General features: G+C 65.2%; 18 protein-coding genes. 9 read left to right on the top strand and 9 right to left on the bottom strand.

Going from position 1 to position 24,044, the window contains the following annotated elements; genetic code table 11:
* Nucleotides 1–24 precede the first annotated feature (24 nt).
* Nucleotides 25–384 carry a hypothetical protein gene (locus J3U95_RS18030; protein WP_208280048.1) on the bottom strand — a complete coding sequence of 120 codons (360 nt, stop codon included), beginning with the start codon at nucleotides 382–384 and terminating at the stop codon, nucleotides 25–27.
* A gap of 149 nt (nucleotides 385–533) precedes the next feature.
* Between J3U95_RS18030 and J3U95_RS18025 the strand changes: the two genes are divergently transcribed.
* The gene (locus tag J3U95_RS18025; protein ID WP_370662082.1) at nucleotides 534–3,734 is read left to right on the top strand and encodes an error-prone DNA polymerase; all 3,201 of its coding nucleotides are present in this window, start codon (nucleotides 534–536) and stop codon (nucleotides 3,732–3,734) included.
* Here the strand turns inward: J3U95_RS18025 and J3U95_RS18020 are convergent, their stop codons facing one another.
* On the bottom strand, nucleotides 3,735–5,357 hold the full coding sequence (locus tag J3U95_RS18020; RefSeq protein WP_208280047.1) for a methyl-accepting chemotaxis protein: 1,623 nt from the start codon (nucleotides 5,355–5,357) through the stop codon (nucleotides 3,735–3,737). It abuts the gene before it with no gap.
* 223 nt (nucleotides 5,358–5,580) lie between these two features.
* On the opposite strand from J3U95_RS18020, the gene gntR reads away from it, so the two are divergent.
* Nucleotides 5,581–6,609 (top strand): HTH-type transcriptional regulator GntR, encoded by a 1,029-nt coding sequence (gene gntR / locus J3U95_RS18015; RefSeq protein ID WP_208280046.1) that lies wholly within the window; start codon nucleotides 5,581–5,583, stop codon nucleotides 6,607–6,609.
* 11 nt (nucleotides 6,610–6,620) lie between these two features.
* Here gntR and cynS read toward each other — a convergent pair whose 3' ends face one another.
* From cynS to J3U95_RS17995, 4 genes are read right to left on the bottom strand one after another with little or no spacing between them, the layout of a single operon-like run.
* Nucleotides 6,621–7,070, bottom strand: coding sequence for a cyanase (gene cynS, locus J3U95_RS18010; RefSeq protein WP_208280045.1), 450 nt, complete (start codon nucleotides 7,068–7,070; stop codon nucleotides 6,621–6,623).
* A 39-nt stretch (nucleotides 7,071–7,109) separates the two neighbouring features.
* A complete protein-coding gene (locus J3U95_RS18005) occupies nucleotides 7,110–7,997 on the bottom strand; it encodes an ABC transporter ATP-binding protein (RefSeq protein WP_208280044.1) in 888 nt (295 codons plus the stop codon).
* Nucleotides 7,987–8,862 (bottom strand): nitrate ABC transporter permease, encoded by an 876-nt coding sequence (gene ntrB, locus J3U95_RS18000; RefSeq protein WP_208280043.1) that lies wholly within the window; start codon nucleotides 8,860–8,862, stop codon nucleotides 7,987–7,989. Before ntrB ends, J3U95_RS18005 begins: the two co-directional genes overlap by 11 nt.
* Nucleotides 8,863–8,876: 14 nt before the next feature.
* A complete protein-coding gene (locus tag J3U95_RS17995; RefSeq protein ID WP_208280042.1) occupies nucleotides 8,877–10,271 on the bottom strand; it encodes a CmpA/NrtA family ABC transporter substrate-binding protein in 1,395 nt (464 codons plus the stop codon).
* A gap of 319 nt (nucleotides 10,272–10,590) precedes the next feature.
* Between J3U95_RS17995 and J3U95_RS17990 the strand changes: the two genes are divergently transcribed.
* Both J3U95_RS17990 and J3U95_RS17985 read left to right on the top strand, forming a co-directional pair.
* On the top strand, nucleotides 10,591–11,076 hold the full coding sequence (locus J3U95_RS17990; RefSeq protein ID WP_229519921.1) for a gluconokinase: 486 nt from the start codon (nucleotides 10,591–10,593) through the stop codon (nucleotides 11,074–11,076).
* A gap of 246 nt (nucleotides 11,077–11,322) precedes the next feature.
* Nucleotides 11,323–13,104, top strand: a complete 1,782-nt coding sequence (locus tag J3U95_RS17985; RefSeq protein WP_208280040.1) for a glycoside hydrolase family 16 protein — start codon at nucleotides 11,323–11,325, stop codon at nucleotides 13,102–13,104.
* A gap of 9 nt (nucleotides 13,105–13,113) precedes the next feature.
* Here the strand turns inward: J3U95_RS17985 and J3U95_RS17980 are convergent, their stop codons facing one another.
* Nucleotides 13,114–15,483 carry a GH36-type glycosyl hydrolase domain-containing protein gene (locus tag J3U95_RS17980; protein WP_229519920.1) on the bottom strand — a complete coding sequence of 790 codons (2,370 nt, stop codon included), beginning with the start codon at nucleotides 15,481–15,483 and terminating at the stop codon, nucleotides 13,114–13,116.
* Nucleotides 15,480–16,868: an MFS transporter gene (locus tag J3U95_RS17975; RefSeq protein ID WP_208280039.1), complete on the bottom strand. Its 1,389-nt coding sequence runs from the start codon at nucleotides 16,866–16,868 to the stop codon at nucleotides 15,480–15,482. Before J3U95_RS17975 ends, J3U95_RS17980 begins: the two co-directional genes overlap by 4 nt.
* Before the next feature lie 214 nt (nucleotides 16,869–17,082).
* Here J3U95_RS17975 and J3U95_RS17970 point away from each other — a divergent pair, with 214 nt between their 5' ends.
* Nucleotides 17,083–17,634 (top strand): hypothetical protein, encoded by a 552-nt coding sequence (locus tag J3U95_RS17970; protein ID WP_208280038.1) that lies wholly within the window; start codon nucleotides 17,083–17,085, stop codon nucleotides 17,632–17,634.
* Between the two features lie 54 nt (nucleotides 17,635–17,688).
* Here J3U95_RS17970 and J3U95_RS17965 read toward each other — a convergent pair whose 3' ends face one another.
* Nucleotides 17,689–19,422 carry a methyl-accepting chemotaxis protein gene (locus J3U95_RS17965; RefSeq protein WP_208280037.1) on the bottom strand — a complete coding sequence of 578 codons (1,734 nt, stop codon included), beginning with the start codon at nucleotides 19,420–19,422 and terminating at the stop codon, nucleotides 17,689–17,691.
* A gap of 288 nt (nucleotides 19,423–19,710) precedes the next feature.
* On the opposite strand from J3U95_RS17965, the gene pyrG reads away from it, so the two are divergent.
* From pyrG to ftsB, 4 genes are all read left to right on the top strand, one after another.
* Nucleotides 19,711–21,399: a CTP synthase gene (pyrG, locus tag J3U95_RS17960; protein WP_208280036.1), complete on the top strand. Its 1,689-nt coding sequence runs from the start codon at nucleotides 19,711–19,713 to the stop codon at nucleotides 21,397–21,399.
* On the top strand, nucleotides 21,396–22,250 hold the full coding sequence (gene kdsA, locus J3U95_RS17955; protein ID WP_208280035.1) for a 3-deoxy-8-phosphooctulonate synthase: 855 nt from the start codon (nucleotides 21,396–21,398) through the stop codon (nucleotides 22,248–22,250). The genes pyrG and kdsA overlap by 4 nt, the downstream gene beginning before the upstream one ends.
* A 71-nt stretch (nucleotides 22,251–22,321) precedes the next feature.
* Nucleotides 22,322–23,608: a phosphopyruvate hydratase gene (gene eno, locus J3U95_RS17950; protein ID WP_109346819.1), complete on the top strand. Its 1,287-nt coding sequence runs from the start codon at nucleotides 22,322–22,324 to the stop codon at nucleotides 23,606–23,608.
* 75 nt (nucleotides 23,609–23,683) lie between these two features.
* Complete coding sequence (ftsB, locus tag J3U95_RS17945) at nucleotides 23,684–24,043, top strand: cell division protein FtsB (RefSeq protein ID WP_208280034.1); 360 nt, start codon at nucleotides 23,684–23,686, stop codon at nucleotides 24,041–24,043.
* Nucleotide 24,044: the final 1 nt, after the last annotated feature.

Raw genomic sequence — 24,044 nt, 5'->3', positions numbered from 1 at the left:
GGTCGAGGCCGCGTAGTCATGGTATTACTTTGGTGGATCCATTCCATTGGTAACTTCACCCTCTGGAAAATTGTTGATCTCCATTGAAGGATCCATACCATTAACTACATCGGCCTCCGGGAAGTTATTGATCTCCATTGGAGGATCGATGCCGTTGCCAACTTCGCCCGCAGGGTCGCTGTAGGCAACCACGACCACGTGTTCGCCATCCACCGCTCCCGCATGATGCATCACGACGGAAGCATCCTGCGCCATCGCGGTCGCCATGCCGAAAACCATACCGATCGCGCAAATTAACTGAATCGAGCGGGCCAAGAGTTTTGCCATCATATTTTCAAACCTCCCCAAATAAACACGGAAATTTCCGATCAGAAATGAAATCACTTGGCTTCACAATCGTCAATGCATAAAGGGTATTTCTAGTGCCTGCGCAGAAATATCCTGCATGAATCACCACTTCCCCAGCCACATCCCCCAGCTCGGTTATACTGTGTTTTTATACAGTATTGGCTGTTCAGCAGCCCCCCCCCAGCGTGACCAAGCCCACCCCCACCGCCCAGCCCCCGGCATCCCAAGCCCAGACGCTGCCCCCCTACGCCGAGTTGTTCTGCCTTTCGAACTTCTCGTTCCTGCAAGGGGCCTCGCACGCCGAGGAGCTGGTCGCGCGCGCGGTGCAGCTGGGGTACTTCGCGCTGGCCCTCACCGACGAATGCTCGCTGGCCGGCGTCGTGCGCGCCCACGCCGAAGCGAAAAGCGCCAACCTGCCCCTGATCATCGGCGCCCACTTCCACCTCAAGAACCCTGACGGCGCCCCGGCCCCCTCGCTGATCCTGCTGGCGCAAAACCGCAACGGCTACGGCAACCTGTCCGAACTGATCACGATCGGCCGCACGCGCAGCGAGAAGGGCACCTATCTGCTCACGCCCGACGACCTGGCCAATCCCGTCCCGGAATACGCGCACCTGCAACACATGCCCGACTGCCTGGCGATCCTGTTGCCGCCATACCCCGGCCACGAAGCCCAGGACGTCGACCGCCTGCACGCCCAGGCCGCATGGATGGCCACCACCTTCCCGGGCCGCGCCTGGCTCGGTCTCACCCAGCTGCACCGCGCTTTCGACGACGCCCACCGCGCCACGGTGGAAGAGGTGGGCTGGCAGCATGGCCTGCCGATCGTCGCGCTGGGCCACGTCTGCATGCACGTCCGTTCGCGCAAGCCCTTGCAGGACACCTTGAGCGCAACGCGCCTGGGCAAACCGGTGGGCGCCTGCGGCTACGGCCTGGCGCAGAACGCCGAGCAGCACCTGCGCGCGCGCCTGCGCCTGGCCAATATCTATTCGCGCGAGGCGCTGGCCGAGACGGTGCGCATCGCGCGCCTGTGCACCTTCTCGCTCGACGAACTGCGCTACGAATACCCGGATGAGGTGGTCCCCGAAGGCCACGATGCCAGCAGCTACCTGCGCAGCGAAACCTGGATCGGCGCGCACCGGCGCTTCCGCGACGGTGTGCCGGCCAAGGTGCAGGCCCAGATCGAGTACGAGCTCGAACTGATCGCCGAGATGGGTTACGAACACTACTTCCTGACGGTGTACGACATCGTGCGCTACGCGCGCTCGCAACACATCCTGTGCCAGGGCCGCGGCTCGGCCGCCAACTCGGCGGTGTGCTACTGCCTCGGCATCACCGAGGTGGATCCGGCCCGCGCCAGCCTGCTGTTCGAGCGCTTCATCTCGCGCGAGCGCAACGAGCCGCCCGACATCGACGTCGACTTCGAACACCAGCGGCGCGAAGAGGTCATCCAGTACATCTACAACAAGTACGGCCGCCAGCGGGCGGCGCTGGCCGCGGTGGTGATCAGCTACCGGCCCAAGAGCGCGCTGCGCGACAGCGGGCGGGCGCTCGGCATCGACCTTGCCATCGTCGAGAAGGTGGCCAAGACCCATCACTGGTTCGACAGCCGCGCCGATCTGCTGGGCCGCCTGGCCGAGAGCGGCCTCGATCCCGAGGCGCCGCTGTCGCGCCAGTGGGCCACGCTGGCGCAGTCGCTGCTGAACTTCCCGCGCCACCTGTCCCAGCATCCGGGCGGCTTCGTGATCGCGAAAGGGAAACTCTCGCGCCTGGTGCCGATCGAGAACGCGACGATGGCGGACCGCAGCGTCATCCAGTGGGACAAGAACGACCTCGAAGAGCTGGGCCTGATGAAGGTCGACGTGCTGGCGCTGGGCATGCTGTCGATGATGCGGCGCGGCCTGGAGCTGGTGGGCCAGCGCTATGGCGACGTGTTCGAGATGCAGGACATCCCGCTCGAGGACAGCGCCACCTACGACATGATCTGCCAGGCCGATACCATCGGCGTGTTCCAGATCGAATCGCGCGCGCAGATGAGCATGTTGCCGCGCATGCTGCCGCGCCGCTTCTATGACCTGGTGATCGAGGTGGCGGTGGTGCGGCCCGGCCCGATCCAGGGCGGCATGGTCCATCCCTACCTGCGCCGGCGCCAGGGCCTTGAGCCGGTCGAGTATCCGAGCCCCGAGATGAAGGTCGCGCTCGGCCGCACCCTGGGCGTGCCGATCTTCCAGGAGCAGGTGATGCAGGTGGCGATCCTGGGCGCCGGCTTCACGCCGGGCGAGGCGGATCAACTGCGGCGCGCGATGGCGGCCTGGAAGCGCAAGGGCGGCCTCGAAAAATACTACGAGCGCATCGTCGGCGGCATGCTCGAACGCGGCTACCAGCAGGAATTCGCCGAGGCGATCTTCAGCCAGATCCAGGGCTTCGGCGAGTACGGCTTCCCCGAATCGCACGCGGCCAGCTTCGCGCTGCTGGCCTATGCCAGCTCATGGCTCAAGTGCCACGAGCCGGCCGCCTTTCTCTGCGCGCTGCTCAACAGCCAGCCGATGGGGTTTTATAGTCCCTCGCAACTGGTACAGGATGCGCGCCGCCACGGCATCGAGGTGCGGCCGGTCGACGTCGCCGTCAGCGGCTGGGATTCGGCGCTGGAAGAGTACGACCCCGTCGACCGCTCGCGCCAGCCGGCGGTGCGGCTGGGCTTCTCGCTACAGCGCGGCATGAGCCAGGAGGCGGCCGAACGCATCGAGCAGGCGCGCGCCGTGCGGCCTTTCGACAGCGTGGCCGACCTGGCGCGGCGCGCGCATCTCGACCGGGGCGACCTGCAGGTGCTGGCCGCGTCCAACGCCCTGCGCTCGCTGGCCGGGCACCGGCGCGAAGCCCTGTGGCAGGCCTCGGGCGCGGCGCCCGACAAGGATCTGTTGCGCCCGACCGTGCCGCGTGAAGAAACGCCGGCCTTGCAGGCACCGAGCGAAGGAGAAGAGATCGTCGGCGACTACCGCGCGCAGGGATTGACGCTCGGCCGCCATCCGCTGGCGCTGCTGCGCGCGCGCCTGCTCAAGCAGCGCTTCATGCCGGCTTCAAGCCTGATGGATTTCCAGGATGGCCAACTGGCGCGCGCCTGCGGCCTGGTCACGGTGCGCCAGCGTCCCGGCACGGCCAAGGGCGTGCTGTTCATGACGCTCGAAGACGAAACCGGCAACGTCAATGTGATCGTGTGGCCGACCCTGGTCGAGCAGCAACGGCGCGAAGTGCTCAACGCGCCGCTGCTCGGGGTGTACGGCATCTGGCAGCGCCAGGGAGAAGTGCGCCACCTGGTGGCCAAGCGGCTGGTGGACTTGTCGCACCTGCTGGGAGGGCTGGATGCGCGCAGCAGGGATTTTTGTTGATTAGGCGGTCGCCAATTTCATGGTGCGTTTGCCGACGGCCACGCGGGCGGTCCGCAGCGGCGCACCCGCCTGCAACTGAAACACCTGCAAGGCTTGCGACACCTCGTCGGTCTGCCGCGCCAAGGTCGCCGTCGCGGCGGCCGCTTCCTCCACCAGCGCCGCGTTCTGCTGCGTGATCGCGTCGAGCTGCGTCACCGCCTGGTTCACCTGGCCGATGCCGCCCGACTGTTCGCGTGTCGCGCCCGCGATTTCGTCCATCACGCGGGTCACCTGGTCGACCGCGCTCACCACTTCCTGGATCGCCGCGCCGGCCGCCACGCTCAGGCGGTTGCCGCTCTCGACGTCGACGATCGAGGCGTCGATCAGCGCCTTGATCTCCTTGGCCGCCACCGCGCTGCGCTGGGCCAGCGTGCGCACTTCGCCCGCCACCACCGCGAAGCCGCGGCCCTGTTCGCCCGCACGCGCCGCTTCCACGGCGGCGTTCAGGGCCAGGATATTGGTCTGGAAGGCGATGCCGTCGATCATGCCGACGATGTCGAGCACCTTGTGCGACGAGGCGCTGATCGCTTCCATCGTGCTCACCACCTCGGTGACGGTGCGCTGGCCGTTGCCGGCCGTCGCCGCGGCGCGGCGCGCCAGGTCGCTGGCTGCGTTCACGCTGTCGGCGCTTTGCGCCACGTTATGGGTCAGCTGTTCCATGCTGGCCGCCGTCTCCTGCAGGTTTGAGGATTGCGTCTCGGTGCGGCTCGACAGGTCCATATTGCCGGTCGCGATTTCGCCGGTGGCGTGACGGATCTCGTCGAAGTTGGCGCGCACGTCGCCGATCACGCTGAACAGGTTCACCGCAGACTGGCGCAGGGCCGCCACCAGCTGGCCCATCTCGTCGTCACGGCGCGGCGCCAGGCGGCAGGTGAGGTCGCCGCCGGCCAGGCGGCGCGCGAAGCCGGAGGCCTCGGCCAGCGGCGCCAGCACGTTGCGGCGCAGGCTGGCCCACAGGCCCAGCACCATCACCAGCGAAGCGGCCAGCGACAACAAGGTCCACGCCGGCAGGCCGTCGCGCCAGCATTCGAGCGTGATCGCCGCCAGCAGCAGCGTCAACAGGCCCATGCCGCCGTTGACCTGGGTGCGCAGCGGCAGCCGCCCCAGCGCCGCCAGGCGGCCGCGCAGGCCGCCGTGTTCGACGCGGCCGTTGCGCAAGACCAGGCCGCGCGGGTTGCCGGCCTTGAATTCGGCATACAGCGCCGCCGCCTCGCGTACCTGCTCGCGCGTTGGCTTGGTGCGCACCGACATATAGCCGGTTGCCTGGCCGTTCTCGAGCACCGGCGTCACATTCGCATACACCCAGTAATAATCGCCGTTCTTGCAGCGGTTCTTGACCATGCCGCTCCACGGCCGCCCGGCGCGGATCGCCTGCCACATGTCGGCGAAGGCCTCTACCGGCATGTCCGGATGGCGCAGGATGTTCTGCGGCGCGCCGATCAGCTCCTCCTCGGTGAAGCCGCTCACCTGCACGAAATACGGGTTCGCATAGCGGATATTGCCCTGCAAATCGGTGGTCGAAACGATGGTCTTGCCGTCGGCGAGCTGGTATTCGTTAGCGGTGATCGGGGTGTTCAGGCGCATATGGGTTCTTTCAACAGGGCAACAGAGCGTGAAAAAGTATAGCGACAGCCAATGGCACCGTCTGCGGTTCAAGCCATGAATTCAGCAAAAATACAACGATAAATCAGCAAAATCACTAACTGACTTTCGGGCCGGTTTCCATGCCGGCCAGGGCCGCCACAAAAGGCCCGGTCATTGTTGATAGAATGGAACCAGGAATGAAGAACGCCACCACAGGATGACCATGGATAAAACGAGCCGCAGCAGGGGCAGGGGAACGGGACGGGCGACGCTCGAGCAGGTGGCGGGCATGGCCGGCGTGTCGATCATGACCGCCTCGCGCGCGCTGAGCCAGCCGCAGATGGTCTCCGAGGTCACCCGCGTCAAGGTGGAGCGCGCGGTGGCGGAACTCGGCTACGTGCCCAACCGAGCCGCGCGCGCGCTGGCCTCGTCGCAATCGCATGTGATCGTGGTGCTGGTGCCGTCGTTTTCCAATGCCGTGTTCACCGCCGTCCTCGAAGGCATCCACGACGCCGTCGCGCCGGGCCAGTACCAGCTCCTGATCGGCAATACCTATTATTCGCAGGCCGAGGAAGAAAAGCTGCTGCGCACCTATCTGCAATCGAGCCCGGACGGCATCCTGTTCTCGAGCCAGACCCACAGCCCGGCCGTGACGAAGATGCTGGAAGCATCGCAGGTGCCGTCGGTGTCGATGATGGACCTGTCCGACGATGCCGGCGCCTTGTCGGTCGGCTTCTCGCAGTTCGAGGCCGGCATGGAGATGACGCGCCACCTGCTCAAGAAGGGCTACCGCCGCATCGGTTTCATCGGCGCCCAGCTCGATGAACGCACCCTGCGCCGCGCCGACGGCTACCGCGCCGCGATGGTCGAGGCGGGCCTGGCCGACCCACGGCTCGAGCTGATGGTGCCGGAACGTTCCACGATCGCGCTCGGCGCCGAGTTGATGGGGCAGATGATGGCGAACATGCCCGACTGCGACGCCGTCTTCTGCTGCAACGACGACCTGGCCCACGGCGCCGTCTACCACTGCCAGCGCCACGGCATCCGCATCCCGCAAGAGATCGCCGTCTGCGGCTTCAACGACTTGCCGGCGTCGGCGTGGATGATGCCGTCGCTTACCACCATCGACACGCCGCGCTACCAGATCGGCTTCGAAGCCGCCAGCCTGCTGCTGCAGGTGATCAAGGGCCAGGAGCCCGAACGCAAGCGCATCGACCTGGGATTTACCCTGCGCGAGCGCGAGAGCGCCTGAGCCGGCGAGGTTCAGTAGGTTTTATAAGGCAGGAATTTACCCGACAAGACCACGTTGACGCGGTCGCCTTTTGGATCTTCGGTGCGCTGGATATCCATCGAAAAGTCGATCGCGCTCATGATGCCATCGCCAAATTCTTCGTGGATCAGTTCCTTGATCGTGGTGCCGTACACGTTCACCAGTTCGTACCAGCGATAGATCAGCGGATCGGTCGGCACCGCGGTGGGCAGCGATCCCTTGTAGGGCACGATCTGCAGCCAGGCGATGGCTTCGTCGGACAACTCGAACATCTTGCCGACCGCCTCGGCCTGCGACTTGGTCAAGGTCATCTGGCCCAGGCAGGCGGCGGTGGTCCATTCCTTCGACAGGCCGGTGGCCTCGGTCACGTCGCGCCATTTGATGCCCTTGCGGACCTTGGCGGACAAGATCATTTTGGTGACGTCTTCACGGCATGAAATCATGTTTGGCTCCATCGATGTGGTGGTATTAAAGGCGGACGCTCAGGCCGAAGCCCGGGCAGGGTAATGGTCGGGCGCGGCATCGTCTTCCAGGCCGGGATGCACGATGCGCGTCTCAGGCGGCTCGGCGCCGTCGGCGCCGGACTGCTGCAGCATCTTCGAACGGCGCACCAGGAAATCGACCAGGTGGTTGCGGATCTTGTAGAACTGGGGCTCGCGGTGGATCGTGGCGCGGCTGCGGTCGGCCGGCAGCGTGTTGACCACGATCTCGGCGATCCGCGCCTGGGGGCCGTTGCTCATCAAGAAAATGCGGTCGGCCAGCAGGATCGCTTCGTCGACGTCGTGGGTGATCATGAAGACGGTCTGGCGCGTGGCCGCGCAGATGCCCAGCAGCTCGTCCTGGATCGTGCCGCGGGTGAGGGCGTCGAGCGCGCCGAACGGTTCGTCCAGCAGCAGCATCTTGGGTTCGACCGCGAAGGCGCGCGCGATGCCCACCCGCTGCTTCATGCCGCCCGAGAGCTCGGCCGGCTTCTTGCGCGCCGCGGCGCAGAGGCCGACCATCTCGATGAAGCGCGCGCCGTGTTCGCGCACCTTGTCGCGCGGCCAGTCGGGATGGCGCGAACGCACGGCGAAGCCGATATTGTCTTCCACGCTCAGCCACGGCAGCAGGGCGTGGTTCTGGAACACCACGCCGCGGTCCAGGCCGGGGCCGGTCACTTCGCGGCCGTCCATGATCACGGTGCCGGCGCTGGCTGCCTCAAGGCCGGCCAGCACGTTCAGGATGGTGCTCTTGCCGCAGCCGGAGTGGCCGATGATGCAGATGAACTCTCCGCGCTCGACCGTGAAACTCACCTGCTCGAACACCGGCGGCTGGCCGGCGCGGTAGGTCTTGGCCAGGCCGTCGACCTGGACGAAGCGGTCATTCGGCATAGGTCACCTTCTTTTGCAGGGCGGCGAACATCAGGTCCAGCGCCATGCCCACGATGCCGATCATGAGCACGGCGAAGAGCACGTTCGCCAGCGACAGGTTGTTCCACTCGTTCCATAAAAAGTAACCGATGCCGTTCCCGCCGATCAGCATTTCGGCGGCGACGATCACCAGCCAGGCGATGCCCATCGAGATCCGCATGCCGGTGATGATGGTCGGCGCCGCCGCCGGCAGGATCACCAGGAAGGCCTTGCGCAGTGGCGACACCTCGAGCGTGCGCGCGACGTTGAGCCAGTCCTTGCGCACGCCGGCCACGCCGAAGGCGGTATTGATCAGCATGGGCCAGATCGAGCAGATGAAGATCACGAAGATGCCCGAGATCGACGAATCCTTGATCGTGTAGAGCGCGATCGGCATCCAGGCCAGCGGCGAGATCGGCTTGAGCACCTGGATGAACGGATCGATCGCGCGGTACAGCAGCGGCGACATGCCGATCACGAAACCGAGCGGGATCGCCACCAGCATCGCCAGCAGATAGCCCAGGCCGACGCGCACCAGCGAATGCCCCAGCTGGATGCCGATGCCGCGGTCATTCGGGCCGTTGTCGTAGAACGGATCGCCCAGGTGGCCGGCCGCCAGCCGCGCGAACTGGGCCGGCGTGGGAAAGCCGCTGCCCGCATCGGACGCCGGGGCCGCGGCGGTTACCGGCGCCTGTCCCATCAGGGCCGCGTATTCGGCTTCCTCGGCGCTCATCGCCGCCACCGGCGCCGCGGCGCGCGGCGCGGTGGCGATGTGCCACACGCCGACCACGACCAGCAGCAGCGCCAGCGACAACAGCGTCGCCCTGAACCTGAGTTGCTTGTGCATGGGCGTCTCCGGTGTCAGGCGCGCTTGATCGCGAAGCTGTCCAGGTAGGCCTGCGGCTTGGCCGGGTCGTAGGTCTTGCCCATGATCGTGAACGGGCGGTAGCCGCTCGCCGCGGCGGCCGGCGCCGGCATGCCGAGGGCCGCCATCTGCTTGCGCGCATCGGTCAGCAGGAACACCTGCTCGGCCAGCGCCTTGTAGTTGACGTCGCCCTTCAGGTAGCCCCAGCGCTTCATCTGCGTCAGCATCCAGGTCGCCATCGAATACCAAGGCAGGGCGTCGAAGTCGGCGCGGTCCGGCTCGTTGCGCACCTTGCCCAGGCCATCGGCGAAGCGGCCGGAAAGCGCCTGCAGCACCACGGTCTCGGGCTGGTTCAGGTAGGCCGGCTTGCTGATGGCCTTGGCGATCTCGGGCCTGTTCTCGGCCTTGTGCGCCATCGCGGTGGCATTCAGGATGGCGCGGTACAGCGCGGCGAAGGTGTTCGGGTTCTGGTCGATGAAGGCCTGCGAGGCGCCGAAGGCGCAGCAGGGGTGGCCGTTCCAGATGTCCTTGGTGAGGATGTGGATGAAGCCGACCTGGTCGAACACGGCGCGCTGGTTGAACGGATCTGGGCCGAGGAAGCCGTCGATATTCCCGGCGCGCAGGTTGGCGACCATCTCGGGCGGCGGCGTCACGCGCAGCTGGACGTCGCGGTCCGGGTCCAGCCCATGCTCGGCCAGGTAGTAGCGCAGCAGGAAGTTGTGGACCGAGTACTCGAAGGGGATCGCGAACTTGAAGCCCTTCCAGTTGCGCGGGTCGCGGTTGTCCTTGTGCTTGAGCGCGAGCGTGATCGCCTGGCCGTTGATGTTCTGGATGGTGGCGACGCGCATCGGCTGCGGCGTGCCGCCCTGGCCGATCGACATCGCCAGCGGCATCGGCGCCAGGAAGTGCGAGGCATCGAGCTCGCGGTTGATCATCTGGTCGCGCACCAGCGCCCAGCCGGCGGTCTTGCTGAGGGTGACGTTCAGGCCCTGCGCCTTGTACATGCCCATCGGGTCGGCCATGATCAAGGGGGTGGCGCAGTTGATCGGGATGAATCCGATCTTGAGGTCCTTCTTCTCGAGCGCGCCCGTTTTTTCCATCGCGTTGGCCTGCAGGCTGGCCAGCGGCAGCAGCGAACCGATCGCCGCCATCAGCGTCGGCGCGCCCACCGCCTTGATCAGGTCGCGTCGCGTCGCGTCATGGGGAAACAGGGCGCGCACCGCGGCCGCCTCGACGAAGTCGCCCGACAGCGCTTCGGCATCGCCGGCGCGCCGCAGCCGGGCGGCTTGCGCCTGGCGATCGTGCTCGTCCTGGGAACCGTGCCTGCCGCAGGGGCAGCCGTTGAGTGAAGACTCGGTCGAATAGGGGCGGTACAGATTCTCATCTTTCATTGGCGAAGATCCCTGGTAGTGGTGATGACGCAAAAAATGAAACGGCGCGGCCTGACCATGCTGACAGCAAGAGCTGTGCCATATGGAATCGGGAAAAGGTAAGCCATTCATTTCAAAGACGAAATGACGCTTTATGCGTCGGCAAGCAGAGGCAGGGCGGCGTCTCCAATTTCCACCAGCAGGCACCGGCGCCGCGCATCTGCCCAACCGTGGTGCATGAGCGCTTTACATCCTTTATGCGCAGACGCTACAATCGCCTTATCGATGTTAGCGTTAACATAAAGAAATGACGACACAAGCGCGAGACGACAACAAGGGAATGGCCTGGGTAGTCATGGGTGTGAGCGGCTGCGGCAAGAGCAGCATCGGCGAAAAGCTGGCCGCCGCGCTTGGGGTGCCGTTCATCGAGGGCGACGCCTTCCATTCGCAGGCCAATATCGCCAAGATGTCGGCTGGCACCGCGCTGACCGACGACGACCGTCGCGACTGGCTCCTGAACCTGCGCGACAAGCTCGCCGCACGCGAGGGCGGGGCGGTGCTGTCGTGTTCCTCGCTCAAGCGCGCCTATCGTGACCTGCTGCGCGGCGCCGGTGGCGACGTGCGCTTCGCGCACCTGGCCGGCGAGCGCAGTCTGCTCCTGGAGCGCGTCAGCAATCGCCCCGGCCACTACATGCCGCCGTCGCTGCTCGACAGCCAGCTGAGCACTCTCGAACCCCTGCAGCCGGACGAAACCGGCATCACCCTCGACATCCGCGACAGCCAGGAACAACTGGTCGAGCACATCCTCGCCAGCATCCGCTCGTAATCCAGCGCCACCAGTTGCCCGCCCGCATGCATATGCCGGCGGGGTAATCGCGCGCGCGCCATTCGTATCCAATAGACACGTCCAGAAAATCAGACTATATTTTCCTTTCCGATTTGGAAAGGTTTCCAATCCCGTATTCCACACGAATCCGCACGACAGCATTCGAGACCAACGCATAAGTTGGCGAGCCGCGGCACGGCCAAACGGCACGGCCGCATTTCTTGTAGTGAGATAAGAGGAGTCGACGTGAATAACCAGAACCAGAATCATCGCTCGAGATGGAAACCTTTCCATGCGCTCGCAGCCGGCATCCTGCTGGCCTGTGGGGCGCAGGCCGCGGCCAGCGTCACCAATCCGGTGATCGGCCAGCTGCTGTGGTCGGAGGAGTTCAACGGCAACAGCGTGAACACCAGTGTGTGGAATCTGCAGGACGGTAACGGCTGCCAGATCGGCCTGTGCGGCTACGGCAACGCCGAGCTGCAGTACTACAGCCCCAATAACGCCAGCATCGTCAACGTGCCCTTTGAATCGGGAACGCGCGCGCTGGCGATCCAGGCGCGCAGCCAGACGATCGGCAGCAATGTCTTCACCTCGGCCCGTCTCGACACCAAGAACAAGGTGCAGGTGCAGTACGGGATGATCGAGGTGCGCATGGCCGCGCCGAACCTCGGCACCGGCTTGTGGCCGGCCGCGTGGATGCTGGGCGTGAGCCCGCAGACCTGGCCGCGCAACGGCGAGATCGACATCATGGAGGCGGGCCACAAGGCGTCCGAGCGGGCGCACGGCAACGCGCCGTCGTCGAACCACTTCGTCGGCTCGAACGTGATCACCTGGCAGCAGGCCGCCTGCGTGCCCGGCAACGAAAGCTGCGCCGCCTCGACCGCGTGGCAGACCAAGAACTGGTACGTGCCCCAGAACTCGCTCGCGAACCGCTTCGTCATCTACCGCTTCTATTGGGACGAGAGCCAGATGCGCTTCACGACGGTCGACAACGGCGTCGAGCACAATATGTACAACGCGCCGCTGCCGGTCAATTCAGCAGCATTGCAGGCGCCGTTCTACCTGCTGCTGAACATGGCCGTGGGCGGCAACTTCACCGACGCCGCCAACCCGGGCCAGGTCACGGCGCCGCTGCCCGGCACCATGTACGTCGACTATGTGCGCGTGTACCAGATGGACGGCAAGGGCCAGGTGAAGCTGGGCGACCAGACCGTGCCGGAAGTCGCAGGCAAGTTCGGCGTGTTCACCGACACCACGGCGGTCAACAACAAGCTGGTGGCGGGGACGAGCTCCGACATCTTCCTGTGGAACGCCGCCTCCACCGGCGCCGGCAACACCGCACCGTTCGAGGGCAACAACGTCATCGCCTGGAACTACACGACGCCGGGCCAGTGGTTCGGCGGCGGCATCCAGGCGCGCCAGGCGCGCAACCTCAGTAACTACCGCGCCAACGGCACCGTGAAGTTCCGCATCCGGATCCCGGCCAATGTCGGCTTCAGGATCGGCATCGGCGACACCTACACGAACCAGAACTGGGTGAACTTCCCGGCCAATACCACGGCGTATGGCCTGACGCGCAACGGGCAGTGGGGCCAGGCCTCGATTCCCGTCTCGACCCTGCTCGGGCCCCTGGTCGCGGCGCAGTCGCTCCACGATATCTTCATGATCTCGAGCATCGACGGCGCGCTGCCCTCATCGAGCTTCCAGTTCGCGATCGACGATATCGTGTGGGAGTCGGGCGGCGGCGGCACCACGCCGCAGCCGGAACCGAGCGGCCCGACCTCGGTCAGCCAGACCTCGTCGACGATGCTGCAGTTCCGCACCACCACCGGCAGCTGGGCCGACGTGCATTACACCGTCAACAACGGGCCGCAGCAGAACGTGCGCATGCAGCTCAGCGGCGCCAACAACACGTACACGGCGGGCGGGCTGAAGATCGGGGACGTGGTGCGCTACTGGTTCACCTACTGGGACGCGCAGCGCGGGTTCGCGGTGGATACGCAGCAGCAGACGCATACGATGCAATGACCGGACCGGTCATGGAACCGTGACATCCAGGCGGTAGGTGCGGCCCGCTTCGATCCTGTCGATGCGGGCCGCTGGCAGGGCGATGCCATCGCAGGCCACCTCGACCCGGTCGACCGCACCACGCTTGATCTCGACCTCGAAGGTCGCGCCGCGGAAGCGCCGCGTCACCGTCATGCCGTCCCAGCTGGAGGGCAGTTGCGGCGCCACCGTCAGGCCTTTCAGGTCTCCCTTCAGGCCGCACAGGCCCTCGATCAGGCAGCGATAGACCCAGGCCACGGTGCCTGTGTTGAACAACTGGCTCGAGCGGCCGGCGGTGCGCGGATATTCCTTGTAGGCGCCGCGGTAGTAATTGGGGATGAACACCGGCAGCTGGCCGCGCTGCAGGTAGTCGTCCAGGCCGGGGCCGGGGATCATCTTGCGCAGCGCGTCGAAGGCGCGGTCGGCTTCGCCGATCGTGTACAGGCTGTAGATGTAGAACACCGCGGCGTGGTTGTACACGGCGCCGTTCTCGGCCGAGCCGGGGTGCTTTTGCGTGACGCGGCCGACGTCCTCGCGCATGCCGCTGTAGGGCGGCGCGAACATCTGCACGCCGTAGGGCGTGCGCAACTGCTCGTCGATCGCCTCCAGCATCAGTGCGCGCTGCTTGGCGCTGGCGGCGCCCGAGAGGAACGCCCAGCTTTGCGGGTTCAGGTAGATGCGGCCTTCGGTGTCGCTGGCGACGCCGAACTTGACGTTGTCGTCGGTGATGCCGCGTGCGAACCAGGCGCCATCCCACAGATGGGCTTCGGCGGCGCCGTTCATCGCTTCGGCGCCGGCGCGGTAGCGCGTCAGCGAAGCGGCGTCGCCGCGCGCCGCGCACACGTCGGCCCACAGGTTCAGCGCGTAGGCCGCTGCCACCGTCAGCCAGCCCGAGACGCCGCGGCCCTTGTAGCCGACCATATTCATCGGATCGCACCAGTCGCCCTGCTCGATATAGGACAGGCCGCGCGCATCGCGCCGCTGCAACAGCCAGTCCATCGCCAGCGAGATGCGTTCATATGCGCTCTTGACGACGCCGTCGTGAGTGGCGACCGGCACGTCGAGGATGGCGTCGTCGCCCGTCTCGTCGAGGTAGGCGCGCAGGCATACCGGCAGCCATACGCAGTGGTCGGTGTGCGGGATCTGGTTGATGTATTTCAGTTCGGCGCCTTCGAACAACAGGATCCCGTCCGGCATCGCGCCATTGGCTTCCTGCTGGCTCAGCGCGTGCAGGAAGGCGGCGCGCGCCGCCGCCGGCTTGACGAAGGCCATGCCCATATTGTCCTGCAGGTAGTTGCGGGTCTGCGGGTCGGTGCTCAGGCGGTTGACGTCGCCGTGGTAGTAGACCTGGCGCGCGAGCCAGGTGTTGACGAAGTTGTCGAGCTCACGGTCCGGGGTCGCAATCCAGAGCACGCCTTCTCCTTCCGCGATATAGGCCGCGTAGTCGCGCGCCGCCGCGGCGAAGCCTTGTTCGCTCAGGTATTTTTCGCGCAGGGACGCGATCTCGGCATCGTCGAAGGCAGGGCCGAACAGGAAGCGGCGCGTGGTGGCTTCGCTCGGCGCCAGCGCCAGGCGGTACTGGACCACGGCGGTCGGCGTCTCGTAGCGCGCGTCGCCGCAGCCCAGGCGTTCGCCCGCCAGCGCGGACGGCGCATGCAGGCCGCCTTCGCCTTCGAAGGCGATCTGGCCAACCTCCCAGGCGTCCGGCGCCTGCTCGCACAGCAGCACCGTACGGTCCTTGAAGAGGCGGTTCTTGAAATAGTCTTCCAGCTTCTGGTAGGGCGTGACGCTGGAAGCGACGATGCCACCCAGGTCGTGGCGGTACTCGCTCGATTGGTTCATCCACGACATATAGCCGATCGTGAAATAGGGGTAGACGCTGATGCGGCGCGGGCGGTCCGACAGGTTCGTCACTTCCATCGACCACAGCTCGGCGACGTCGTCCACCGGCAGGCCGAGCACGAGTTCGATGCGGATGCCGAATTTCTCGACGGTCCAGCGCAGGTCATGGCGGCCGACCGAGAATTCGAAGCGGTCCACGCCGCCGCGCACCGGCTCGTAGGGCGCCGAGAACAGCTCGCCCGTGTCTTCGTCCTTCACGTAGAAGAAGCGGCCCGGATGGTGGGCATAGTAATGCTGCTCCGGCTGCATGAAGGACTTGGCCTGCATGTTCGGCGCATGCGAATACTTGCTCGGCTCCGGCTGCATGAACTGGGCGGTGGCATAGCCGCGGCAGGTCGACTGGATCATCATCCTGCGGTTCCACAGGAAGCCGCCGGCCTGCGGCATCGCGGTGGGGCTGGTCAGCACATAACGGTCGTCTTGCGGGTGCAGCATGGATGGGATCTCCAGTGTTTTCATGGCGCCGCCTTGCGCGCCGCCAGATCGAGCTGGATGCGCGCCAGCAGCTTGCCGTCGAGGTTATAGAAGCACATGACCAGCACCGCCAGCAGGGCGAACGAGGCCGGCACGAAAGACATCAGCCACACGATGCCGGCTTGCGAGCCGGTCGTTTGCGCCGCATTCGGCACGTAGCCCAGCGCGGTGAACACGGCGCCGATCACGCTCACCGCGACCGCGGTGCCGAGCTTTTGCGAGAAGGTGGCGGCGGCGAAGGTCATGGCGGTGGCGCGGCGGCCGGTGGTCCATTCGTTGTAGTCGGCGGTGTCGGCGTACATCGAGAAGGCCAGCGGCGACTTGGGGCCGAGCACGAAGCCGGTAGCGGCCTGCAGCGCGAACATCAGGTCGATGCGGTCGCCGGGAATCAGGAAGAAGGCGGCCGAGAACACCGCGGTCGCGCTCATCAGGACGATCATGAGCAGCTTCTTGTCGACGTAGCGGGTCATGAGCGGCGTGCAGGCCGCGCCGATGGCGGCGAAGATCATATAGGTCGGCACGAAGCTGGCCATCAGCTCGGGGCGTTCGACCACGTACTTGAAGTAGTAGGCCGAGGTGGTGGTGCGCAGGGTGATGGTCACCATGATCACCAGGGCCAGCACGAACAGCACCACCCAGGGACGGTTGGCGGCCAGGTCGCGGATGTCGCGCAGCACGTCGCTCTTCTGGCCGGGCGGCGGGGCGATCCGCTCGCGCGTGTTGGCAAAGGTGATCAGGAACATCAGCGCGGCGGCGATGCTCCAGGCGACCATGGTCAGCTGCCAGCCGCGTTCATCGTCGCCGGCACCGAGCCACCCCACCATGGCCGGCGTGGCGGCGGTCACCAGGGTGGAACCGGCGAAGGCGAAGATGAAGCGCAGGCCGTTGATGGTCGAGCGCTCCTGCGGGTCGGCCGACATCACGCCGGACAGCGCGTTATACGGGATGTTGACGCAGGTGTAGAACACCATCATCGCCAGGTAGCTGGCGTAGGCCCAGATGAGTTTACCGTCGGCGTCGAGGTCGGGCGTGGTGTAGGTGAGCACGGCGGCGGCGCCGAGCGGGATCGACATCCAGACCAGGTAGGGGCGGAACTTGCCGAAGCGCGTGCTGGTGCGGTCGGCGGCGGCGCCGATCAGCGGGTCGGTGAAGGCGTTGACCAGCTTGATCGAGGCGAGCAGGGTGGCGGCTTGCGCCGCCGAGATGCCGAAGGTATCGGTGTAGAAGATCAGCAGGAAGGTCGCGATATTGGCCCAATAAAAATTGAAGCCCATATCAGCTACGCCATAGCTGAGCTTTTCGCGCCAGCCAAGAGTATTACTGACGCTTTTTTCTTCAGGAACCAGGGCTTCAGGCGCGCGCTTGAGCATGGTTTGTCTCCGAGTATATTTTTGTGCGACGACGGAGAGTAGACGTCCACCGTGCCTTGAATGATAACGCTAACATCAGCGGCAAGTATGCGGTGGGGTAAATGGAATGTCAACACACGAGTTGCGCCTGTTTCAGCCGAGATGTGACAGTGCGCGCATCTTGACGAGGCAGACAACTGCTAGCATGAACTGTCCAGTCAACAGGAGAAGCAACGTGTTCGCACCGCCATCGACAATTTTCTTGAAGAGCCAACTGTGCGCCGCTTTGCTGCTCGGCATCCTGGCAAGTCCATCCAGCCGGGCCTGTCGTGTGCCTCCACTCGAGCAGATGGTCACGCCTGAAGCGCAGATCGCCATGGCCGTGGATGTCTCCGTTGCCAAAGTCGTCAGGGAGACGCCTACATCGATTCCCGGAGGCGGAGGACGCCTGACGGTGGAATACGAGTTCGAGGTACAAGAGCGCATTCAGGGTTTACCTGTACGGCGGTTCATTGTTGTCGGCGCAGCTGGAGAAACGCGGCCGCGGCCGTCATCCACCGACCATAGCGACGAACAGTTCTGGAGGCGGGGCGGAGGTCGCTTGTACAACGATTCCGACTGCGTGCTCCGACCGGACTTCGAGATGGGCGAGATGTATCTGGTTTTCCGTGGCAAGCCTGCCACCTGGCGCAGCTTCGAACACATCGAAACCGTGCGCGGCCGGCCCAATCCGAACGACAAGTGGCTGGCCTACGTGAAGGAACAGCTGGAAGGCCGGCGCCAATGAAAAAGCCGCCGTGCCTGAAAAGGGACGGCGGCTTCTTTTAGGGGCGGTAGACGATCAGAACTCTTCCCATTCCGCCTCATTGACCTTGGCTGGTGCTGCAGGCTTGCCGGTGGTCTTGGTGGCTGCCGGCTTGGCGACAGGCGCCGGCTTGGCCGCCGCACGCGCCACCGGCTTGGCCAGCGCCGGACGTTCCGGCGGCCGCTTCACCGGCGTCACCGGCGCCGCCGGGGTCACATGGCGCGGATCGAGCTTGAACACGTCGACCACCTGCGCCAGGCGCTGCGCCTGGTCTTGCAGCGCTGCGGTGGCGGCGGTGGCTTCCTCGACCAGCGCCGCGTTCTGCTGGGTCGCATTGTCCATCTGGCCCATGGCCTGGTTGACCTGGTCGATGCCGGTGATCTGTTCCTGGCTCGCCGACGAGATCTCTCCCATGATGTCGGTCACGCGCTGGATCGAGTCGACCACTTCGCGCATCGTCGCGCCGGTGTGGTCGACCAGCTTGGTGCCGGTGTCGACCTTCTCGACCGAGTCGCCGATCAGCTGCTTGATTTCCTTGGCGGCGGCGGCCGAGCGCTGCGCCAGCGTGCGCACTTCCGATGCCACGACCGCGAAGCCGCGGCCCTGTTCGCCGGCGCGCGCCGCTTCGACGGCCGCGTTCAGCGCCAGGATATTGGTCTGGAAGGCGATGCCGTCGATGACCGAGATGATGTCGACGATCTTGCGCGACGAATCGTTGATCGAGCCCATAGTGGCGACCACCTGGTCGACCGCCTGGCCGGCCTGGGTGGCGACGCTCGAGGCGGCAATCGCCAGCTGGTTGGCCTGGCGTGCGTTGTCCGCGTTCTGGCGCACGGTGCCGGTCAGTTCTTCCATCGAGGCGGCGGTTTCTTCCAGCGCCGCGGCTTGCTGCTCGGTGCGGCTGGACAGGTCGAAACTGCCGGCCGCGATCTCGCTCGAGGCGCCGCTGATGGTTTGCGTGCCGCTGCGCACTTCGTCGACGATCTTCGACAGCGAGGTATTCATATGGCCCAGCGCGCGCAGCAGGGCGCCGGTTTCGTCGGTCGCCTTGGTGTCGATCTCGACCGTCAGGTCGCCGGCGGCCACCTGCTCGGCCGCATGCACGGCCTGGCGCAGCGGACGGGTGATCGAGCGGGTCAGCAGCCAGGCGAACACGCCGCCCAGCAGCAGGGCGCCGGCGGCCAGCGAGCCGATCACGAAGTTGCCGCGGCTGGCGGTATTGGCGATCAGCTCGGCGCTGGCGGCGATGCGCTTGTGCTGCAGGTCGACCAGTTCCTTGACGCGTTCCTGGTAGGCCTTGGCGGCCGGGTTGAATTGCTGGGTCAGGATCTGTTCCGCAAGTTCGACGTTGCCGTCGGCCTTGGCCTTGACGGCGCCGTCGCGCGCCTTGCTATAGGCGGTGCGGTGCTCCATGACAGACTTGAACAGGGCGGTTTCGTCGTCGCCGCTGATCAAGGGTTCGATCTGCTTGACCAGGTCGGCCGACAGCTTGCCGGTGGCGGCCGAGTCTTCCTTGAAGAATTCGGTCAGCGACGGGTCGCTGCTCTTGACGATGGCGGCAGTGCGGCGCACCGCGGCGAAGATCTGCGTATACCACTCGGCGATCATGCGCTCCTTCGCCAGCGGTTCTGCCAGAATCGACGAAGTCTCGTGCGCGACCTGGTTCAGGCGCCAGACGCCGACGGTGGCGATGATGACGGTCATCAGTAGCGTCAGCGCGAAGCCGGCGGCCAGGCGCGTACCGATGTTGAGTTTGATGAAATTGCCCATGTTTTATGTAATTTGAGGTAGGGGTTTCCGCCGGATTGGCGGCATCCTTGCGGCGTTTGTGCTTATGACACCAGAACTGTCTGTACAAATGTTGTCGGTAAAATATTGTCTCGGCCGACCGGTTACAATTATTGCCCAACCGAAACGAAAATGCACCCAGAATAGTGGTTTTGTGAACGGCCCACGACAGTGTCTTCCGGGATATTGGCGACTTGATATCAAGAAGTATTTGCAGCTTTAAGGTATAATTTCAATTTCCCGCGCGTGCCGTTCGGCACCATCAGCACAATGACCAAATTCGTATTCGTCACTGGCGGCGTCGTGTCTTCCCTGGGCAAAGGGATCGCGGCCGCCTCCCTCGCCGCGATCCTCGAGAGCCGTGGCCTCAAAGTCACCATGCTCAAGCTCGATCCGTACATCAACGTCGATCCGGGCACCATGAGTCCTACCCAGCACGGCGAGGTGTTCGTCACCGACGACGGCGCCGAGACCGACCTGGACCTCGGCCACTACGAGCGCTTCATCAGCACCCGCATGAAGAAGGTGAACAACTTCACCACCGGCCAGATCTATGAATCGGTGATCCGCAAGGAACGCCGCGGCGAATACCTCGGCAAGACCGTGCAGGTCATCCCGCACATCACCAACGAGATCCAGGACTACATCCGCCGCGGCGCCGAAGGCGTCGACGTCGCGCTGGTCGAGATCGGCGGCACCGTGGGCGACATCGAATCGCTGCCGTTCCTGGAAGCCGCGCGCCAGCTGTCGCTGCGCTCGGGCCGCAAGGGCGCAGCGTTCGTGCACCTGACCCTGGTGCCGTTCATCGCCTCGGCCGGCGAACTCAAGACCAAGCCGACCCAGCACAGCGTGCAGAAGCTGCGCGAGATCGGCATCTCGCCGAACGCGCTGCTGTGCCGCGCCGACCGCCGCATCCCGGACGACGAGCGCGCCAAGATCTCGCTGTTCGCCAACGTCGAAGAGCAGGCCGTGATCTCGGTGTGGGACGTGGACACCATCTACAAGGTGCCGCAGGTGCTGTGCGACCAGGGCCTGGACGACATCATCCTCGAAGCCCTGGGTCTCGAAGCGCCGAAGGCCGACCTGTCGATGTGGACCAAGCTGATCCACACGCTGGAAAATCCGAAGCACGAGATCACCATCGGCATGGTCGGCAAGTACGTCGACCTGATCGAATCGTACAAATCGCTGACCGAGGCGCTGCGCCACGCCGGCATCCACACCGAGAGCCGGGTCAACATCGAGTACCTCGATTCGGAAGAAATCGAAACCCGCGGCTGCGAGCACCTGGCCAAGTACGACGCCATCCTGGTGCCGGGCGGCTTCGGCAAGCGCGGCGTGGAAGGCAAGATCATGGCCGCGCGCTACGCTCGCGAGAACAAGATCCCTTACCTCGGCATCTGCCTGGGCATGCAGGTCGCGCTGATCGAGTACGCCCGCAATATGGCCGGCCTGCCGAACGCGAACTCGACCGAGTTCGATCCGGAAACCGACCAGCCGGTCGTCGCCCTGATCACCGAGTGGCAGAACCACGACGGCAAGGTCGAGAAGCGCGACGTGAGCTCGGACCTGGGCGGCACCATGCGCCTGGGCGCCCAGACCTGCGCCGTCAATCCGGGCACGCTGGCGGCCGAGATCTACGGCGACGTCGTGACCGAGCGCCACCGCCATCGCTACGAAGGCAACAATTACTACCTGCCGAAGGTCGAAGCTGCCGGCCTGACCGTGTCGGCGCGCACCCCGAACGAAGACCTGTGCGAGATCATGGAACTCCCGCGCGACGTGCACCCGTGGTACATGGGCGTGCAGTTCCACCCCGAGTTCAAGTCGACGCCGCGCAACGGCCATCCGCTGTTCACGTCGTTCATCCGGGCGGCGCTGGCGCACCAGGCTTCCAATACCAATACCGCGGCAGGCGCAGCCAATGCGGCGCCCGCACTGCAAGGAGATGCAGCATGAAACTCGCTGGATTCGACGTCGGCCTCGAGCACCCGATCTTCCTGATCGCCGGCACCTGCGTGATCGAATCGCGCCAGATGGCGATGGACACCGCCGGCACGCTGAAAGAGATCACCTCGGCGCTGGGCATCCCGTTCATCTATAAATCGTCGTTCGACAAGGCCAACCGCTCGTCGGGCAAGTCGTTCCGCGGCCCTGGCCGCGAGAAGGGCCTGGAGATCCTGGCCGATGTGCGCCGCGAAATCGGCGTGCCGGTCCTGACCGACGTGCACGACGAAGAGATGATCCCCGAAGTGGCGAGCGTCGTCGACGTGCTGCAGACCCCGGCCTTCCTGTGCCGCCAGACCGACTTCATCAACGCCTGCGCGCGTTCGGGCAAGCCGGTCAACATCAAGAAGGGCCAGTTCCTGGCCCCTGGCGACATGAAGAACGTGATCGACAAGGCCCGCGCCGCCGCGCGCGAAGCCGGCCTGCCGGAAGATAACTTCATGGCCTGCGAACGCGGCGCCTCGTTTGGCTACAACAACCTGGTGTCGGACATGCGCGGCCTGGCCATCATGCGCGAATCGAACTGCCCGGTGGTGTTCGACGCGACCCACTCGGTGCAGCTGCCTGGCGGCCAGGGCACCTCGTCCGGCGGCCAGCGCGAGCACGTCCCGGTCCTGTCGCGCGCCGCCGTGGCGGCGGGCATCGCCGGCCTGTTCATGGAGACGCACCCCGATCCGGCCAATGCGCTGTCGGACGGTCCGAACGCCGTGCCGCTGGGCCACATGAAGGAACTCCTGACCACGCTCGTCGAGATCGACCGCATCGTCAAGAAGACCGGTTTCATGGAAACCAAGTTCAAGTAAAAGAGCATCCTGGAGGCGTCCTGCGGCAGGATGCCACCACCCGATTTCCCCACCCCTGGAGACTGAGAAACATGAGTGCTATCGTTGATATTATCGGCCGCGAAGTCATTGATTCGCGTGGTAACCCGACCGTCGAATGCGACGTGCTGCTGGAATCGGGCGTGATGGGCCGCGCCGCGGTGCCGTCGGGCGCCTCGACCGGTTCGCGCGAAGCGATCGAACTGCGCGACGGCGACCCGAAGCGCTACTTCGGCAAGGGCGTGCTGCAGGCCTGCGAGAATATCAACACCGAGATCTCCGAGGCGATCATGGGCCTGGACGCCAATGAGCAAGCCTTCCTGGACCGCACCCTGATCGATCTCGACGGCACCGAAAACAAGAGCCGCCTGGGCGCCAACGCCATGCTGGCGGTGTCGATGGCTGTTGCAAAAGCTGCGGCCGAAGAAGCCGGCCTGCCGCTGTACCGCTACTTCGGCGGTTCGGGCGCGATGCAGATGCCGGTGCCGATGATGAACGTCATCAACGGCGGCGCGCACGCCGACAACAACCTGGACATCCAGGAATTCATGATCATCCCGGTGGGCGCTCCGTCGTTCAAGGAAGCCATCCGCTACGGCGCCGAGGTGTTCCACACCCTGAAAAAGATCCTGCACTCGAAGGGCCTGAACACCGCCGTCGGCGACGAAGGCGGCTTCGCCCCGTCGGTCGCGAACCATGAGGAAGCCATCAAGCTGATCATGCAGGCGATCGAGCAGGCCGGCTACGTGGCCGGCCAGGACATCGCCCTGGGCCTGGACTGCGCGGCCAGCGAATTCTTCAAGGACGGCAAGTACGTGCTGGAAGGCGAAGGCGGCCTGTCGCTGTCGGCAGCCGATTTCACGAACATGCTGGCGACCTGGTGCGACAAGTACCCGATCATCTCGATCGAGGACGCGATGGCCGAAGGCGACTGGGAAGGCTGGGCAACGCTGACCGCCGCGCTGGGCAAGAAGGTGCAGCTGGTGGGCGACGACCTGTTCGTCACCAACACCAAGATCCTGAAAGAGGGCATCCAGAAGGGCGTCGCCAACTCGATCCTCATCAAGATCAACCAGATCGGCACCCTGACCGAGACCTTCGCCGCCATCGAGATGGCCAAGCGTGCCGGCTACACCGCCGTGATTTCGCACCGCTCGGGCGAAACCGAAGACTCGACCATCGCCGACATCGCGGTCGGCACCAACGCCCTGCAGATCAAGACCGGCTCGCTGTCGCGTTCGGACCGCATGGCCAAGTACAACCAGCTGCTGCGCATCGAGGAAGACCTGGGCGACATCGCCAGCTATCCTGGCCGCGACGCGTTCTACAACCTGAAGTAATCCACCTGGCCGGCGGGCGGGGAGGGCGCTTGCGCTTCCTGTTCTCCGGCCAGATTGCATCCTCTCTTTGCCTCCATGCGCCTGATCACGATCGCCCTTGCCGCACTGCTCGTGCTGATCCAGTACCCACTCTGGCTCGGCAAGGGCGGCTGGCTGTCCGTGGCCGACATGCAGGGCCAGGTCGAGGCCACGCGGCTCAAGACCGAGCAGCTCACCGCGAGGAATGCCAAGCTGGCCTCGGAGGTCATCGACCTGAGGGACGGCCTGGGGGCGGTCGAAGAGCGCGCGCGCTACGACCTGGGCATGATCAAGCAGGGCGAGATCTTCGTGCAGGTGCTGCGCAAGAACGAGCAGCCGGTCGAGTCGATGACCGTGCCGCCTCCGCCTCCACCGTCGAAGAACGGCGCCAAGCCGGAAGCGACCCCGACCCACTGAT

The sequence above is a fragment of the Massilia oculi genome (genome assembly GCF_017582745.1).
Taxonomy (GTDB): Bacteria; Pseudomonadota; Gammaproteobacteria; order Burkholderiales; family Burkholderiaceae_D; genus Telluria; species Telluria oculi_A.
The sequence above is the reverse complement of the archived record's forward strand: the minus strand, read 5'-3'. Positions and strand labels throughout refer to the sequence as shown.

Coding starts and splice junctions, on each gene's coding strand:
- J3U95_RS17995 (WP_208280042.1), bottom strand. CDS start 10,271: ATGAAAGATGAGAATCTGTACCGCCCCTATTCGACCGAGTCTTCACTC.
- J3U95_RS17965 (WP_208280037.1), bottom strand. CDS start 19,422: ATGGGCAATTTCATCAAACTCAACATCGGTACGCGCCTGGCCGCCGGC.
- ftsB (WP_208280034.1), top strand. CDS start 23,684: ATGCGCCTGATCACGATCGCCCTTGCCGCACTGCTCGTGCTGATCCAG.
- J3U95_RS17990 (WP_229519921.1), top strand. CDS start 10,591: ATGGCCTGGGTAGTCATGGGTGTGAGCGGCTGCGGCAAGAGCAGCATC.
- kdsA (WP_208280035.1), top strand. CDS start 21,396: ATGAAACTCGCTGGATTCGACGTCGGCCTCGAGCACCCGATCTTCCTG.
- eno (WP_109346819.1), top strand. CDS start 22,322: ATGAGTGCTATCGTTGATATTATCGGCCGCGAAGTCATTGATTCGCGT.
- gntR (WP_208280046.1), top strand. CDS start 5,581: ATGGATAAAACGAGCCGCAGCAGGGGCAGGGGAACGGGACGGGCGACG.
- J3U95_RS18020 (WP_208280047.1), bottom strand. CDS start 5,357: ATGCGCCTGAACACCCCGATCACCGCTAACGAATACCAGCTCGCCGAC.
- cynS (WP_208280045.1), bottom strand. CDS start 7,070: ATGATTTCATGCCGTGAAGACGTCACCAAAATGATCTTGTCCGCCAAG.
- ntrB (WP_208280043.1), bottom strand. CDS start 8,862: ATGCACAAGCAACTCAGGTTCAGGGCGACGCTGTTGTCGCTGGCGCTG.
- J3U95_RS18005 (WP_208280044.1), bottom strand. CDS start 7,997: ATGCCGAATGACCGCTTCGTCCAGGTCGACGGCCTGGCCAAGACCTAC.
- pyrG (WP_208280036.1), top strand. CDS start 19,711: ATGACCAAATTCGTATTCGTCACTGGCGGCGTCGTGTCTTCCCTGGGC.
- J3U95_RS17980 (WP_229519920.1), bottom strand. CDS start 15,483: ATGAAAACACTGGAGATCCCATCCATGCTGCACCCGCAAGACGACCGT.
- J3U95_RS17975 (WP_208280039.1), bottom strand. CDS start 16,868: ATGCTCAAGCGCGCGCCTGAAGCCCTGGTTCCTGAAGAAAAAAGCGTC.